Here is a 15,040-nt window from a genome sequence, read left to right as displayed (position 1 = left end):
CATCAAATTAGCTCATTTTTCCCTCCATTATAATTTGATAATATCATTAGATTGATTTTAAAAATGATGAGGGGAGTAAAATATGTGTGGTATTTAATGGTGCTGGAGAATAACTAACTTTTTAACATAAAGCAGCCACATACTTCTTTAATTCTGATAATTTGAATTGCTTTTCTTCTATCTTGGTGAGTACGGACTCGGATTACGATATTAAATAATATTTTTCGTAATAATGCTGGATTATAGCTATCTAGAAATACGGAACATATAATTTGAATTCAAAAATATATGAGATGTACCATCCTAAGAATCGATAATCTACATTCCTGATGGTACATCAGTTAGAATCAAAACAAACGCCTCACACAATACAAAATAATAATTACTATACAAGAATATGTAATTTCAAACCCTGGAATCTTGGAGCTATTATTAGATTCTAAAGGTAGTTCTTCAAATTTTTTATCATGCAATTTATCATCAATTTTAGTTTTATTAATGCTATTTTGTTCTACTTGCTCAGTATTATTCAATAATCTAGTATCATTTTCACTTACAATTTCGAGTTCATTGGCACCATTTAAATTGTCGTTAAAAGACAATATAGTAAGTCCATTATATCGATCAACCAAATATACTAGATTATCTTCAACTTCAAAATCAAGTAGTTTTGTCCTATCACTGTATCCTTCGAAAGCAGGAGTTGCTTTTCCAAAGTCATTTCTTTCAATGATACTAAAACATGCTTCAGTTGATATGTTTTTAGGATTGCTACTATTTAAAATAACAAATTGATTTTCATCTCCAATTACATATGTAAAATTCCCTTCCGTAACAACCTGCTTTATTGCCATAAAATCTTTGTTTCTCGTAGATATAGTTCCACTATTCTTTGATTTAGGAATATAATGGTTATTGATTAGAGAGATTTTTTTGGGGTTATTTAAATTTACTACTAAAAAACCATCCATCCAGCAACTTAAATATCCAATGGTTTCGGTTACATCAATATTTTTTATGTGGCTCGATGTTAAATATTTTCCTTCAAGAAAAATGTTGTCAGGATCATTCACATTAATTATAAACATACAATTTTGAATCGAAGCATAAGCTAAGTCATTCTCTAGCTCAATATGTGAAATCTCATCTATAATTTCTTGAGTTCTATTTCCACGCACTATTTTGTACACTACTTTGTATTGTCCTCTCAAAGTTGGATGTTTATTGCTAGTTACATTAACTATTCTAAGATATCTTCCCTCAGCAGTATATACAAAGTTTTCATTGATAGCAAATGTAGATATGTACTCAGACGAAGTATATTTTCCTTCAACAAAAGGATTTTTTGGGTTGCTTACGTTGATGATGCTAAATTGTTTGTCTCCATCAACTATGTATGCAATATTTTTTTCAACTTCTATTTTGCGAATAAAGTCATTTGCTTCGTACTTTCCTTCTAATATTGGATTTATAGGGTCACTTATATTGATTATTGATAATGTTCTGTCATGACCTGCATACACATAGTCCTCTGAATAAGCAAATACATCTATTGAATAATTTAAATGTGTTTTAATTTCAACGTTCATTTCATTAGTTGTTGCACCAGTTATACTTACTAATAAAGTAACACTGAGACAAAATAACAAAAACATTTTACGATTCAAAATAACCACCTCTAAATACAAAACATAACACAAAAACTAAGTGCATAATATATTCATATTTCTTTAAAATTTATTCTTTTAGTTTCATCAAACTTTACTTCACATATCAAGTCTCTACCTTTCAGGGACATTAAAAAAACAGCTTTCATATTCAGCATTCTTTTTAATGCGTTGAAGCACACATTTAGAGAATACATTTTCTTTCAGTCTGAATAGGATGTACTGATTATCTTTTGCCTAGGCTCATCTGAATTTTGCTTTTCAATCGAACAAGCAATTTATTGTTTTTCTTGGAAGCTTGATTAGCCATTCAGTTTGCTCTGCAAATCATCTTCTCCGATACACAGTAGCAACAACCAACACAAACACAGCGCAAAGAGCAGTGAACGCAGGCGTGGTGGGAGAATTGCCATCATCAGATGGTTCTTCTATAGATCCATCCGGAGTTACAGGACCATCGTAGTACTCTTCGGAGATGGTGACGTAGGCGGCGGTGAATTCGCCACTGGTAATTGTTTTTGCTGAATCCAAATCTGTCATTTGGTAGTAAAAATCAATTGGTGCACTACCTCCAGCCCACTCCTCATTAGGTGCCACTGTCCATTCAAAAATCCTCGTTTCATTTGCTTCTATGATTCCTCGAGTACCGGTTCCCAATTTTGATGTGGGTCCCTCAATTATATCAAAATCATTATTTCCAATAGACAACAATTGGGCTGACAAAAAGTTCCTTTTATAACAAGTTACTTCAAATCGAAGAGTGAATGGTTCACCGATTTTTAGCAATGGTTTTGGAGTTGAAGCTCCCGGATACAATTGATCATTGTAATAAACATCGATCTTAAGATTGGAACTCTCTGAAGATGCAGGAGGACAAAAAAGAAGCAGCAAACACAATATAATGCATATACAAACCAGTTTTAATTTCATTTTTACCACCCAGCTTTATCCATAACTTACCGTATTTCAATCCTAATTCTGCGTTCTCCGATACACAGTAGCAACAACCAACGCAAACACAGCGCAAAGAGCAGTGAACGCAGGAGTAGTGGGAGAACTGCCATCGTCAGATGGTTCTTCTATGGATTCATCCGGAGTTACAGGACCATCGTAGTACTCTTCGGAGATAGTGACGTAGGCGGCGGTGAACTTACCATTTGTGATGGTCTTTGCGGTATCCAAATCAGTCATTTGATAGTAAAAATTGATAGGAGCACTGCCACCAGCCCATTCTTCATTTGGAGCAACGGTCCATTCAAAGATCCTTGTTTCATTTGCTTCTACTGTTTCATCTATATAGTCACCTAAATCGGATGTTGGACCTTCAATAATATCAAAATCAGTATCACCAATTGACGTTAGCTTAACTGACAGAAAGTTTCTTTTATAGCATGTAATTTCAAATCTCAGTTTGAATGGTTCTCCTATCTTTAATAGTGGCTTTGGCGTTTCAGGAGAATCAGAAGCAGTAATCAGATGACCATTGTAATAATATTCGATATTACCATACTGGCTTTCTGCTGCTACTGGTGATGAAAACAGAAAGATAAGACAAATAACGAACATAAAACACTGTGACCCTCTCATTTCTCTCACCTATACCCTACATCCTTCTATACAAGCTCATCACAACCAGTGCGAACACAGCGCAAAGAGCAGTGAACGCAGGTGTAGTAGGTGATCTGCCCTCATTGGATGATGAGGCTTCAGAAGAGACTTTTTCGATTTTGGGACCGTCGTAGTGTAAATGTGAAATCTTGGCGTAAAGTATGACAGGACCACCACCTGTAATTTTGTATCCACGATTCAAATCAGTCATATCATAACGAAAACTAATGGACCCTGTACTTCCTGAACTGTTATCATTAGCAGCTACTATCCATTCAAAGAATTTAGTTTCATTTTCACTCATTACCTGACATACGCGATCACCAAAATTAGAAGTTGGACCTTCGATTATATCATATGACGATGACAACAATGCAACAGATAGATTGCATTCTTTATAGCATGTTACATTAAAGGCCAATGTTAGTGGTTCTCCAATTTTCAAATATGGTTCTGGAGTTGTTGTTACGGGAATGAACTGATCATTATAATAGTAATCAACTTTGAGAATGGAACTTTCCGATGATACTGGTGATGAAAACAACAGTATTAGAGCAACTATGCACATGATATCCAGCATCCACCTCATCTTTCTCACCTACCTCTGTTTCCTTCTATAAACACTGACAACAACCAGCGCAAAAAAAGCACACAGCACTGTAAAAGCAGGTGTTGTAGGTGAACTACTATCACCAGAGAATCCATCTATAGATTCTTCTGGAATTGCAGGACCATCGTAGTACTCTTCGGAGATAGTGACGTAGGCGGCGGTGAATTCACCTTGAACTAGAACTTTCATAGTATCAAAATCATTTAGCTGGTAAACAAAATCAAGAGGCATATTCCCTCCAGCCCATACATCTGTTGGTTTTAGTGTCCACTCATAAGAAATAGTTTCGTTCTTCTCGAGTTTATTATCAGTATATTTATCAATTTTTGAAGTTGGGCCCTCAACTACCTCAAAACTACCATCTGCCAGTTCCGTTAACTTCACTGATAAAACTCCGGGACTTAAACACGTTACATCAAACCTTAGAGTGAAAGGCTCACCAATTTTTAATAATGGCTTTGGAGTTTCTGTTATAGGAATGAATTTATCGTTATAATACACATCAATAGAAATATGTGGGCTTTCGGCCAAAGTTGTTGAAGGCATTACCATAAAACTAACCAAAAAAACAACTATCAACATTTTTATGTTCATATCAATTCTCCCATTCAGATACTAATTGATCAAAAGCTTCTGATTTTTCATCCCTCTTACCTGTTTTATCGCCAACGCCTTTTGGACCAGGACCTACTATTGTAGCAGCATAGCCAGCAAATCTAAACTCTATTGGTGCATTGTAACCAATCCATAAAAACCCATTATTGTTGTTTCTTTTGAACGGATGAGGAATACGTTCTTCTTTCCTCACATACACCTGCGCATCGTGCCCGAAATAAGGATTGAACATGCATTCATTATCATTATCAATAATCTCAAATTCCTTGTACTTCCCTATAACTTCATACTCCCACACATTCACAGTACACACCCAATGCGGAGGAATCACCGGCAGACCACACGGAACCATCTTCATCGACCTCTGCAACCTCTGGTCAATCTTATCTGCGAGTTTGCCTGTGAGTTTCTCACTTGATTCATCCAGTTTGGCTTGCAGTTCACTGTTGATGTTGGCGAAGCACTCATCGATGGTCTCCTGACAGAGTTCTATGCCTTTACACACACCATCTGCAACACCGATACGGAGATCAGCTTCGAGACGGTATAGCACTGCTTCCATTTCATCAGAGGCTAACGTCGGGTTGTCATCCATGATCTTTTGACTGAGCATGATAAGAATTTCATTCTGTAAGGTGTTGTCAGCGGCCATACTTACAATCTCCTCGTCGGAGAGGGAATCAAGATACGACTCAGAGATCAGGACGGTATCAGAGTGGCTTATCCACGTGCTGAGAACAGGGTCGTTTGCAATCTCATCAGCAATTGTTGCCGGAATCTGTTCCCTGATACTGCTGCTGTATGCCGTCATCATTCTGGTTCGGTTCTCCTCGATAAGAGTCATATCTGTTGACATGCCATTCATGGTCAGATCCACACTATCTTCCGCGATATCATCAAGCAGGGAATTCACCTCGGAGTTCGCATCAGCAATGCTCTGGCTCATGGACTGTGACACTGCATCTTTCAGTGGTTCTGTAGCAGACTGCAATATTTCTGCAATATCATCACCGATACCTGTAGAAAAGATACAGATATTGCGAACAGCCAAAGGATACACCCTCCTGCCTGACGAATCTGTCCAGTTATACTGGCTTTGCAGATCGAACTCAGGGTCATGGTAGAGATAATCAGGATACTGGTCCACAACAAGGGTCATATTCTCGGTCCAGTTGTACTTACTGTCAGGCATCCCCACAACCTCTATAGTTTCAATGATACCCATTTCCGATGCCAGTGCCGTGGAGGCCATATCCATTGCAGGATTATTGAATATCACATCGGTGGAAACCTTGTTTTTGACAAGGTCGAGAAGGGAATGACCCTGCTCTTCTTCGAACGATGTCTCGATGTAGTCCTCAAAAGTATCCTCTACGCCCTTGTTACGCTCCCGCAGTTCATGGATCAGGCGGTCATATGCCTCATTCTTCGCAATGGCACGACTGGCATCACTGCTTGTGTTGAACTGGCTCATGTTCATGTACTGATATTGTTCAATGAAGGATTCACGCTTTGCAGGATCGGACATCTCATCGGCAAGTTCCAGCGAAGCTTCCTGGATCAATGTTGTGGGGTTCTTCCCAAGGTTCTCACCCAACAGAAAAACTTCACGTGTGGGGTCATCTTCATTGATAGCATCGAACATGCTCTCCATTTCCTGGCTCATGTTCTTGTGAAGCCATGAAGGAATATCACAGTAGACCTTCTCATCAGGAAGAGATGTACCATCCGTGTAAGTGGAATAGCCCTTTTCTATCTCGTACAGGTCAACATACTGATCACGATACTTATCGGCCGCATCACTGCATCCGGGATCATTCTGCTGGACACCATTGATGATCACCGTTGTGTTCCTGTAATCATTGGAAGTACCCGGATCGTAGACCGAATCTATGCCAGAGTATCCACCGGATGGAAGATATTGATGATAAACGATGCTTATGTATTCGGTCTCTGTTTCAGTATGAGGAATAGTGACCACATCAGTAATTTGATAGTTGGTCAGTGAACCGGAAGAATCCCCATTAAAATAATTACGGCTTCCTGTAGCTGAGTTATATGTCATATACGACCAGTGATATGTATAATAGATATTCCAGCGTGTGCTAGCCTTGAAATTAACATTGTACGTGACCTTCCAGTCAAAAGTATGGTTTTCGCGGGACAGGTAACCATCTGTCCTTTCAAGATCAACCACATTATCATTGCCTATGTAATCGTAGGTCACATCCACACCTTCACAAACGAGATTTGTGGATACATGTTCCACATTTACACTCTTAAAATACCACTCATGAGAGGAAGCATCTACACTTACTTTGTGGTCCAGGTCGAGAACATCACTAAAAATATAGTCAGGAGATATAGCACATGTATGCGATATCGAGACCGGATGATGGCTGGTCCATGTGATGTATTTATCAGCCTTTGACTCACCTCCCTGATATGACACCGAATCATAGGTCGTAGAGCCCACCCACAGACCATAAGGAACAGCACTGTTGAACCCATCCCTGAAGACCTGACCCTGTATCGTACCACTATACACATCATGTGTTACATCATGCAACAGGTCAGGATCGTCATTGCTCCATTCATCGACATCATTGTAGACCCAGTTGCTGTAAACTTCATTTGTGAAATTAGAAACTGATACCACTATCTTTGAATTATTAGAGACGTCCTCCATGCTTACATTGGCATCCTTCATGGACTCATTGATGCCCTGAGCAATACTTATGTTGAAAGTTCCCTTTTCAGACAGACCATCATATGTTGTGCTCAGATTCTTTTTCTTATCATCTTCGTACTCACTTGTATCGTGTTTTACATCATCATAGAGAACCTTGCCGTTGTAATATGTAGTATATGTAAGGGCCCAGGGGTCCACAGAATCGAATATCCTCTTCTGAGTGTACAACGTTCCGGCATTCACAGAAGCAGACAATGACGGACCTGTTACGATGTTCAGAGGACCATTCATATAATGCTGCCACGGGCCATAGATAAAAGTTCGGACATTGGTGGCACCAAGAACTATATCCGAAGCCACACCACCATCCAGTTCATCCTGATATTCATTAACAAGCTGCTCCAGAAGAGGCTCCCTTGAAGTGATCAGAGCGGTCACATTCATTGAACCGTTCACAGAAGTATTGGCACTAAGGTCCACAAGAGTATAGTTCAGATCTTCCACGGTCATAGTATAATATAAAGGATAAACAGGATTATCAGCACCTGATCTGCTGATCTCCCTTTTCAGTGTGCCATTGATCTGGTCTATTCGTATCTGTAAAGGGTCTACATTCGGTTCTATGTTGATAGCATAATTATTGAAAGTGTGCTGGTTCTCCTGATAGGATGTCTGGAGATACTCATTGAAGTGATCGACTGTGATATCTTTCAAAGGACTGCTGCCCACATGTAACCAGTTCAAAGCCTTTGTTTCACCATCATATTCAAGGAAAAGATAAGCATACCCATATTCTGCATTCTCAGGGATCAACAGTTCCTCTTCAAATTCAGAACTTGTCCAGAATGAATGCGTCTCATTGTAATCTATGGTCTGATAGACCGTACCGGAATCGCTCTTAAGGACAAGTGTTCTGGTCTTTTCTGAAAAGAGACATGATATCGCCTGGAATACATCCGATGGAAGAGTGACAGATACCTTTATCGTATCTCCGGGTTCAGCTTCCCTGCTCGCAGCAGCAACGTAGAAACCATCTAAATCCATTTGTTCATATGTGAGATCCTCAGGTTTTATCACAGGATGCTCACCCTGCCAGGCCAGAGCCTTCATCCCTGCATAATTAAGACACCGTGCAAGGTCAGCAGAAGCAAAATCAATAGCATTCTCTTCCATTTTCATATCCGTTGTATCCGTGGTGTAGATCACTTCTGCAAGTTCATAATCCGTCTTTGCTATATATACCGATGAGATCACAGCAAAGAGAAGAACGAAAGTACCGATCACAGCAAACGGAATATAAGCCTGTGTATCCTGGAAGAAACTACGTTTTTTACCTGAAGCATCTGATCTCATGAATGAACCCGTTTTTTATTCTAATGTGAACTGAGCAAAGCAGGATAAGAGAATATTTAAACTTTGTTATTTTGTTCTATTTTAATGTAAAATTTATAAACAATATATGATATTCATTTTCATATTATCAAAAAGGAGAAAAATACTGAACACAGGAAGAACTTAATAACAACTAATCGAAACTGTAAAATATACTACCCTAATACTAGCAGACATAATTAACATAAGCTCTGATAAAAATCAGGCCAGAGAAGGTCATCATTGCTTCAGCAGCTCATCCATCGTAATCAGCAATTCACAATCATCAGGTTGACAAAAAATGAAGATCACAAAACCACGAGGCACCCGTGACTTCCTCCCGGAGGACACTAAGAAAAGAAGGTATGTAGAGAGCATCTTACGTCAGGTCGTAAAGAACTGGGGTTTTAGCGAGGTGATCACACCTACTTTCGAGAACCTGGAACTTTTCACACTCAAATCCGGTGAAGGCATCATAGGAGAACTCTATAACTTCAAAGATAAAGGTGACAGGGAAATGACCCTGCGTCCTGAACTTACAGCACCGGTAATGAGGATGTATGTCAACGAGATGCAGGCACATCAACAGCCTTTGAAATTGTACTACTTCGAGAACTGCTTCAGGTACGAAAGACCACAGAAGGGACGCTTCAGAGAGTTCTGGCAATTCGGTGTTGAACTTATAGGCAGCAGAAAAATGGATGCTGATGCCGAAGTAATTGCTCTTGCAACAGAGATGCTCAAAACCGTGGGAATAAAAGGCGACCTGAACGTAAACAACCTTGGAGTTATCAGACATCTTCTCAGTGTTCTGGAAAGTGAGGAACAGAGCAAGATAATGAGACTTGTGGACAAGAAGGACTACGAAGGACTAGATACTTTCCTTGAGGAGATAAACGCTCCTGCAGTCCTTCGTCAGAAACTTATCGAGCTGATCTCACTCACAGGCAATGATGCAATTACAAAAGCAAGAGATATTCTGGGAGACCTTCCTGAGATAGATGATTTCCAGGAACTTCTTACCATGCTGGATGCCTACGGCGTGGAATACACAATAAACTTTGGAATTGCCAGAGGACTTGATTATTACACAGGAACTGTTTTTGAGATATACGCAGAAGGACTTGGTGCACAGAACCAGGTCTGTGGCGGCGGCTCATACCAGCTGATCCAGCTCTTTGGAGGCGGAGATGTTCCATCAACAGGTTTCGGCCTTGGTTTTGACAGGATAATGGAAGTCTGTGAGCTTGAAACACCTGATGATGTCCCAGTTGTGATCATAGCAAAGGACAGCACACGTCTTGATGCAATAAAAGCAGCCAATAAGCTCAGAGAACACATGCCGGTCTACAATGATCTGATGAAAAGGAACTTCAAAGCCCAGTTATCCTATGCCAACAATATGGGTGCAAAACATGTGCTGATCATCGGCGAGAAGGAAGTTGAAGCCAGTAAGGTCATGCTAAAGGACATGAGCAGCGGCGAACAGGAACTACTGACCATCGATGAGGTCATTCAAAAACTCACAGACAGATGAGCAGTGACCCATTTCGAAAGATACTGAACAATGAGAGGGCAGCTGATGCCCTCCCTATGAGGATGGTAGTAGCGGTCATTGCAATAGGGGCATTGCTGTTCCTGCTTACCACCGGTGTCAATTCCCTTCTTGAAAAGGAAGAGGTATACGTTGCTCAGACCATCATTTCTGAGATAGAGGCACATGCTGAACAAATGTCCTCAAAAGGGGCTGGCAGCAATATCACACTTGACATAGATGTTCCTCCCAATACAGAACTTGCCATGGGAGCAATTCCCAACGAGGAAGCTAGCTGGCCCACTGATGCTCGTAACTACTATATTAAGATAAAAGATAAGCAGATAAATGGCGAATCTGCTGCATACTATTCTAATGCCACACTTGACGGCTGTTTCATCCTCAGCCCCGGACCACACACGATAACTATGGAAAGTGTTCGAGATCAAAATGGAAAAATTTTTATTGCACTTTGTGATAAGTCGCAATGAAGATGAAAAAACGAAAAGAAGTTAATGTGGTCTGCCATAACCTTCCAGACCCGGCAACTGACATGATATGCCAGTTAATCGATAATGACAGAGCATGGGCAGACCTCATACTTTCAAAAACGGCACTCATCCTTGCAAGTGTGGTCATTCTTACTGCAGTGTATGCACTGGCTGCCAGTTCATCAGATGTTATCGAAAAGAACGAACTGGAACTTATCACAGTTGACCTTGCATCACATATTGATTCTGCAGGTAGCATTCATCCGGGAACAGAGAACCTTACTGTCACTTACGTATTCGACACATACGCAGGACAGCTCATTTCTCACGAAAGACTGAATATCTCTGTTACTGGAGAATATGTGACCAGTAGCTTTGAGGATGATGGAAATACCATCTGTGCTGCCCGAGCTCTCAGTTACAGGACAGTACCGTTCAGTCCCGAAAACCTCAGATCGGTACTGACAGGTAAATTTGCTGCTGACGGGACCAGGGACCAGCCGATAAATTCACCCTTCCCATATACAGATGTAACAGACCTGCTCTCAAGTACAGCAGCAGAAGAACTATACTTGAACACAAGCAGAGATGTCATAATTGAGCAGGCATCAGTCTTCGTAACAGATGGAAGCGAGGTGAGAGAACTTGAGTATATCCTCGTTCACCAGTGATGAGAGAGCTTTTCTTGAGCCCAACAACGACATAATATCCATTGCTATTGTGGTTATCGGTTTTATGGTATTTGCAGCGATCCTGTCAAAGACCTTCATAGCTTTTGATGACAATTCAAATGCACTTGAGAGTTACGAACAGGCTGCCATGATAGCAAAGGACATCGCAGCCTATCCACCTCTTCAGGGAAGCCGGCCTGAGCTGATATCAGCTGAAGCACTTGACATAATAGCATCTCCTTCAGCAAAGGAGGAGAGATACATGTTCTTCCAGCGATTCTCGGAAAATATCGACCTTTTTGTAGAGGTATCTACCGACGATAATAGGTATCATTGGACGATCGATGATGGAACAGGCTCTCAGAATGGCAGGGACATCATTGCGGCATCAGTACCTGTGGTCATTGAACTTGGAAGCAATGTGAGATGTGTACCAGGGACGATCACCGTGAAGATCACCCAAAACCTGTGGAATTGAGAACTATCTGACAAACAATGGAGAACACTATGCCAATATCCGAAAATTATCATAAAGCAGACAGGTCAGGAATAATAAAGGACGAGGCAGCATTCTCAACCAGTATCGATGCGATCCTGTTCCTTATACTTGTATCTGTTTCTGCGGTCATTCTTATGCCATCGATCGCAGCGAATGGACAATATCATTCTGCTTCCCACACATCTGCACAGGATATGGACACATACCTCCTGAACACCATTATGAGCAGCACAGTAGATGATTTTGAATATACGCTCAAACCTGCCGAACTGGCAGGCATCAATGTCAATATTTCAGAGGATTCATTGCTTGAGGATGCCGAGAAGACAATATTCTCAAAAGAACAAAGACATCGTACATTCTCAGACCTTGTAGCAGAAGGATTGGTCCTCAGCCTGTATCAGAAAGATAACAGTACAACAAAAGTTCTCAATCCTATGACGAAGATGCAAAGTGTAGAGACCGAAAAGCAGATAGAAGCACATCTTGAAAGGACCATAGGACAAAGGTATGATTACAGGTTCGAAGCTCACTGGCAGCCTGTTACAGGCTACAAGGTGCAGAGTGAGATCGTAGTAGGAGAGGAAGCACCCGTGAACGCTGCTAAACAGAAAGCAAGAATATCCCTGCCTGTGACCTTTTCCGTTACAAAGGACGATATATACAGACCTTTCAATGACAGCACGATCTATGCTGCCATGAATTCCCCTGACCCTGATGATGAACTTCATAAAATGTTCAATGACAGTATCCTGATCGCATCAACAGGATGTGCTGAGATGATCACAGAGATCGTATTTCCTTACGAATATCTGTCCTCGCTCAACGGTACTGAAATTTCGGTTGACAGTGAACAACTGGCATGTCTTACCGGACCTGATACACAGAATTACAGCAGTCCTGTCATACAGAGTGTCCTTGGATGTATGAACTATACTGTTAATGACCTGTACGGCCTCACAGTAACGATCGACCAAGAAGAGCAAAGTATCGAACTGGACATTGTGAATACTGTCAACACTCTAATAATGGATGAGAATAAAAGGCTCATCTCTGAACATATGAATTGTCAGCATGCAGATGATATTGACATGGCGATCGCACTCATGTGCAACGCCACGGACAACAGCAGCAGATATGAACTTGCCAGTACCCAGTTAGATGCGATATACAGAACAGCAAATCCTGCTGGTGCTGATATTGTACTGATGGTATGGTGAGGATTTATCACCTGAAAAGAAGTACTCCCTCAATCATAACATATATATGATATGATCGACTTCATAGGTAGCACTTCGCCAATCATATTTACATATTATCGAACCGACTCCCAAGTTCAAGAGTTCGATAAGGATCAAAACATCAATTCTATATTGGATCCTATCTAATCCAATATAGACAAATTAAATCAAAACTTAACTTTCAATTATCAGGAGGAAGATTATGGCAAAAATGCACACCCGTAGGAAAGGAAACTCCGGACCTACAAGACCACTTCGTACAGAAGCACCAGCATGGTCAACAATGACCAGCGACGAAGTGACAGAAGTAGTAAAAGACCTCTGGAAACAGGGAATCAGCACAAGCGAGATCGGTATGATCCTCAGGGACAAGTATGGTGTACCTGACATAAAGATCGCAACAGGCCAGAAGGTCACAAAGATCCTTAAGGACAACGGCGAGAGCTTCGCAGTACCTGAGGACCTCTACAACCTTATCGTAAAGGCTATCGCTATGAGGAAACACATGAGCTACAACCACAAGGATGTACACAACAAGCGTTCCCTCCAGAACACAGAGTCCAAGATCAGAAGATTGGTAAAATACTACCAGTCCACAAAGGTACTCCCAGCAGACTGGAAATACAAGCCAGAAACCGCTGAGATGCTGATCACAAGATAAACTGTCAAGATCGCTGTTTGGCCGCAAGGTCAAACCTTATCTTTTTTTACTATTCTGATATTAACTGCCCAGCGCAGGCTATGTTATTTTATTGTGTCCTTGTTGGTCCTCGGGCACTTATGAAGGGAACTTATAAATTGTTTTAAAGAACATTATATGCCATGAAAGCTGTCATTCTCGCAGCCGGTGAAGGTAAAAGGTGCCGGCCTCTCACACTCACAAGAGCAAAAGTTATGCTTCCCGTGGCTAATAAACCGATACTTGAACACGTTATCAATTCTCTGGTCAGGAACGATATCAAAGATATCATACTTGTAGTGGGCTACAAAAAAGAGCGCATAATGGACCATTTTGAGGACGGTGTCGCTTTTGGTGCAAACATAGAGTACATTGAACAGAAAGCACAGATAGGAACAGCACATGCTATCCTCCAGGCACGCAAGTTCATAGGCGAGGAGGAAGAGAGCTTCATTGTAGTGAACGGTGATAATATAATAGGCCCTGATGCGATATCCGACCTTATCAATGGTGCAGAAGGAGATGCTACGGTCCTTACATGCAAAAAGGATGATGTCACCAATTATGGAGTGATAGTTGCAAAAGGAAAGAGTGTCAAAGAAGTTATCGAAAAGCCAAAGACACTTGTCAGTCATCTTATCAACACAGGAACCTACCTTTTCAGACAGGGCATATTCGAACTCATCGAGCAGACAGCCATATCCACAAGCGGAGAATATGCCATCACAGACACACTCCAGTTGATGATAGATAACGACATGGATGTTACCATGACCATCACCAACACCGAATGGCTGGATGCCGTATATTCATGGAACCTGCTGGAAGCAAACACCATTGTACTCGGTGACCTGGAAACTGATCTGGAAAAAGGAAAAGTTGAGGAAGGTGTCGATCTCAAAGGAAATGTATCCATAGGCAGTAACACCATCATCAGAGCAGGGTCATACATTGTAGGACCTGTGGTCATAGGTGATAATTGTGACATCGGACCAAACGTTGTCATACTTCCTTCCACATGTATCGGTAACAATGTATCTGTGGCCTCATTCTCATATATCAAGAACAGTATCATCATGAACGATGTGCGCATAAGCACACACAGCAACATATCCAATTCAGTTATCGGAAGCAATGTTTCAACAGGACCTAACTTCATTACAGAGGAAGGAAAGGATCTGCTGATACAGATAGAGAAAGAGCTTCATAGCGCGAAGAAACTGGGCACCATCATAGGAGATGATGCCGATATAGGCGGTAATGTCCTGGTACGTGCAGGCAACATGATATTTACAAACAGTCGAATTAGTTCAGGTAAGACCATCGCAGAGGATGTTCCAGCTGATTCCATAGTTATCTGAG

At 41.0% G+C, this 15,040-nt stretch carries 13 protein-coding genes; 7 read left to right on the top strand and 6 right to left on the bottom strand.

The features are described from left to right. Positions 1-347 precede the first annotated feature (347 nt). From BM008_RS00830 to BM008_RS00805, 6 genes are all read right to left on the bottom strand, one after another. Positions 348-1,667: an LVIVD repeat-containing protein gene (locus BM008_RS00830; protein WP_091931849.1), complete on the bottom strand. Its 1,320-nt coding sequence runs from the start codon at positions 1,665-1,667 to the stop codon at positions 348-350. Between the two features lie 327 nt (positions 1,668-1,994). Then, a complete protein-coding gene (locus BM008_RS00825) occupies positions 1,995-2,597 on the bottom strand; it encodes a sarcinarray family MAST domain-containing protein (protein ID WP_091931847.1) in 603 nt (200 codons plus the stop codon). A gap of 42 nt (positions 2,598-2,639) precedes the next feature. Beyond that, positions 2,640-3,254: a sarcinarray family MAST domain-containing protein gene (locus BM008_RS00820; protein WP_091931843.1), complete on the bottom strand. Its 615-nt coding sequence runs from the start codon at positions 3,252-3,254 to the stop codon at positions 2,640-2,642. A gap of 16 nt (positions 3,255-3,270) precedes the next feature. Next, positions 3,271-3,864 carry a sarcinarray family MAST domain-containing protein gene (locus BM008_RS00815; RefSeq protein ID WP_091931840.1) on the bottom strand — a complete coding sequence of 198 codons (594 nt, stop codon included), beginning with the start codon at positions 3,862-3,864 and terminating at the stop codon, positions 3,271-3,273. A gap of 9 nt (positions 3,865-3,873) precedes the next feature. Then, positions 3,874-4,479: a sarcinarray family MAST domain-containing protein gene (locus BM008_RS00810; protein WP_091931837.1), complete on the bottom strand. Its 606-nt coding sequence runs from the start codon at positions 4,477-4,479 to the stop codon at positions 3,874-3,876. Position 4,480: 1 nt separating this feature from the next. Continuing rightward, positions 4,481-8,545, bottom strand: a complete 4,065-nt coding sequence (locus BM008_RS00805; protein ID WP_091931835.1) for a DUF7286 family protein — start codon at positions 8,543-8,545, stop codon at positions 4,481-4,483. A 319-nt stretch (positions 8,546-8,864) separates the two neighbouring features. On the opposite strand from BM008_RS00805, the gene hisS reads away from it, so the two are divergent. The 7 genes from hisS (at position 8,865) to glmU (ending at position 15,039) form a co-directional block, all read left to right on the top strand. Beyond that, complete coding sequence (gene hisS / locus BM008_RS00800; protein WP_091931832.1) at positions 8,865-10,100, top strand: histidine--tRNA ligase; 1,236 nt, start codon at positions 8,865-8,867, stop codon at positions 10,098-10,100. Next, on the top strand, positions 10,097-10,588 hold the full coding sequence (locus BM008_RS00795) for a hypothetical protein (RefSeq protein WP_091931829.1): 492 nt from the start codon (positions 10,097-10,099) through the stop codon (positions 10,586-10,588). Before hisS ends, BM008_RS00795 begins: the two co-directional genes overlap by 4 nt. Beyond that, complete coding sequence (locus BM008_RS00790) at positions 10,585-11,259, top strand: hypothetical protein (RefSeq protein ID WP_091931826.1); 675 nt, start codon at positions 10,585-10,587, stop codon at positions 11,257-11,259. The genes BM008_RS00795 and BM008_RS00790 overlap by 4 nt, the downstream gene beginning before the upstream one ends. Further along, positions 11,234-11,737, top strand: coding sequence for a hypothetical protein (locus BM008_RS00785; RefSeq protein WP_091931823.1), 504 nt, complete (start codon positions 11,234-11,236; stop codon positions 11,735-11,737). Before BM008_RS00790 ends, BM008_RS00785 begins: the two co-directional genes overlap by 26 nt. Positions 11,738-11,766: 29 nt before the next feature. Further along, positions 11,767-12,978, top strand: coding sequence for a DUF7284 family protein (locus BM008_RS00780; RefSeq protein ID WP_091931820.1), 1,212 nt, complete (start codon positions 11,767-11,769; stop codon positions 12,976-12,978). Between the two features lie 223 nt (positions 12,979-13,201). Continuing rightward, positions 13,202-13,660 carry a 30S ribosomal protein S15 gene (locus BM008_RS00775; RefSeq protein WP_091931817.1) on the top strand — a complete coding sequence of 153 codons (459 nt, stop codon included), beginning with the start codon at positions 13,202-13,204 and terminating at the stop codon, positions 13,658-13,660. Between the two features lie 161 nt (positions 13,661-13,821). After that, positions 13,822-15,039, top strand: coding sequence for a bifunctional sugar-1-phosphate nucleotidylyltransferase/acetyltransferase (gene glmU, locus BM008_RS00770; RefSeq protein ID WP_091931814.1), 1,218 nt, complete (start codon positions 13,822-13,824; stop codon positions 15,037-15,039). Position 15,040: the final 1 nt, after the last annotated feature.

This window comes from Methanolobus profundi, assembly GCF_900114835.1.
Taxonomy (GTDB): domain Archaea; phylum Halobacteriota; class Methanosarcinia; order Methanosarcinales; family Methanosarcinaceae; genus Methanolobus; species Methanolobus profundi.
Note: the sequence above shows the minus strand (reverse complement) of the source record. Positions and strands in the feature narration are given on the sequence as shown.

Excerpts from the sequence above, each read along its gene's own strand:
- BM008_RS00825 (WP_091931847.1), bottom strand. The coding sequence starts at position 2,597 with ATGAAATTAAAACTGGTTTGTATATGCATTATATTGTGTTTGCTGCTT.
- BM008_RS00820 (WP_091931843.1), bottom strand. The coding sequence starts at position 3,254 with ATGAGAGGGTCACAGTGTTTTATGTTCGTTATTTGTCTTATCTTTCTG.
- BM008_RS00815 (WP_091931840.1), bottom strand. The coding sequence starts at position 3,864 with ATGAGGTGGATGCTGGATATCATGTGCATAGTTGCTCTAATACTGTTG.
- BM008_RS00810 (WP_091931837.1), bottom strand. The coding sequence starts at position 4,479 with ATGAACATAAAAATGTTGATAGTTGTTTTTTTGGTTAGTTTTATGGTA.
- BM008_RS00805 (WP_091931835.1), bottom strand. The coding sequence starts at position 8,545 with ATGAGATCAGATGCTTCAGGTAAAAAACGTAGTTTCTTCCAGGATACA.
- hisS (WP_091931832.1), top strand. The coding sequence starts at position 8,865 with ATGAAGATCACAAAACCACGAGGCACCCGTGACTTCCTCCCGGAGGAC.
- BM008_RS00795 (WP_091931829.1), top strand. The coding sequence starts at position 10,097 with ATGAGCAGTGACCCATTTCGAAAGATACTGAACAATGAGAGGGCAGCT.
- BM008_RS00790 (WP_091931826.1), top strand. The coding sequence starts at position 10,585 with ATGAAGATGAAAAAACGAAAAGAAGTTAATGTGGTCTGCCATAACCTT.
- BM008_RS00780 (WP_091931820.1), top strand. The coding sequence starts at position 11,767 with ATGCCAATATCCGAAAATTATCATAAAGCAGACAGGTCAGGAATAATA.
- BM008_RS00775 (WP_091931817.1), top strand. The coding sequence starts at position 13,202 with ATGGCAAAAATGCACACCCGTAGGAAAGGAAACTCCGGACCTACAAGA.
- glmU (WP_091931814.1), top strand. The coding sequence starts at position 13,822 with ATGAAAGCTGTCATTCTCGCAGCCGGTGAAGGTAAAAGGTGCCGGCCT.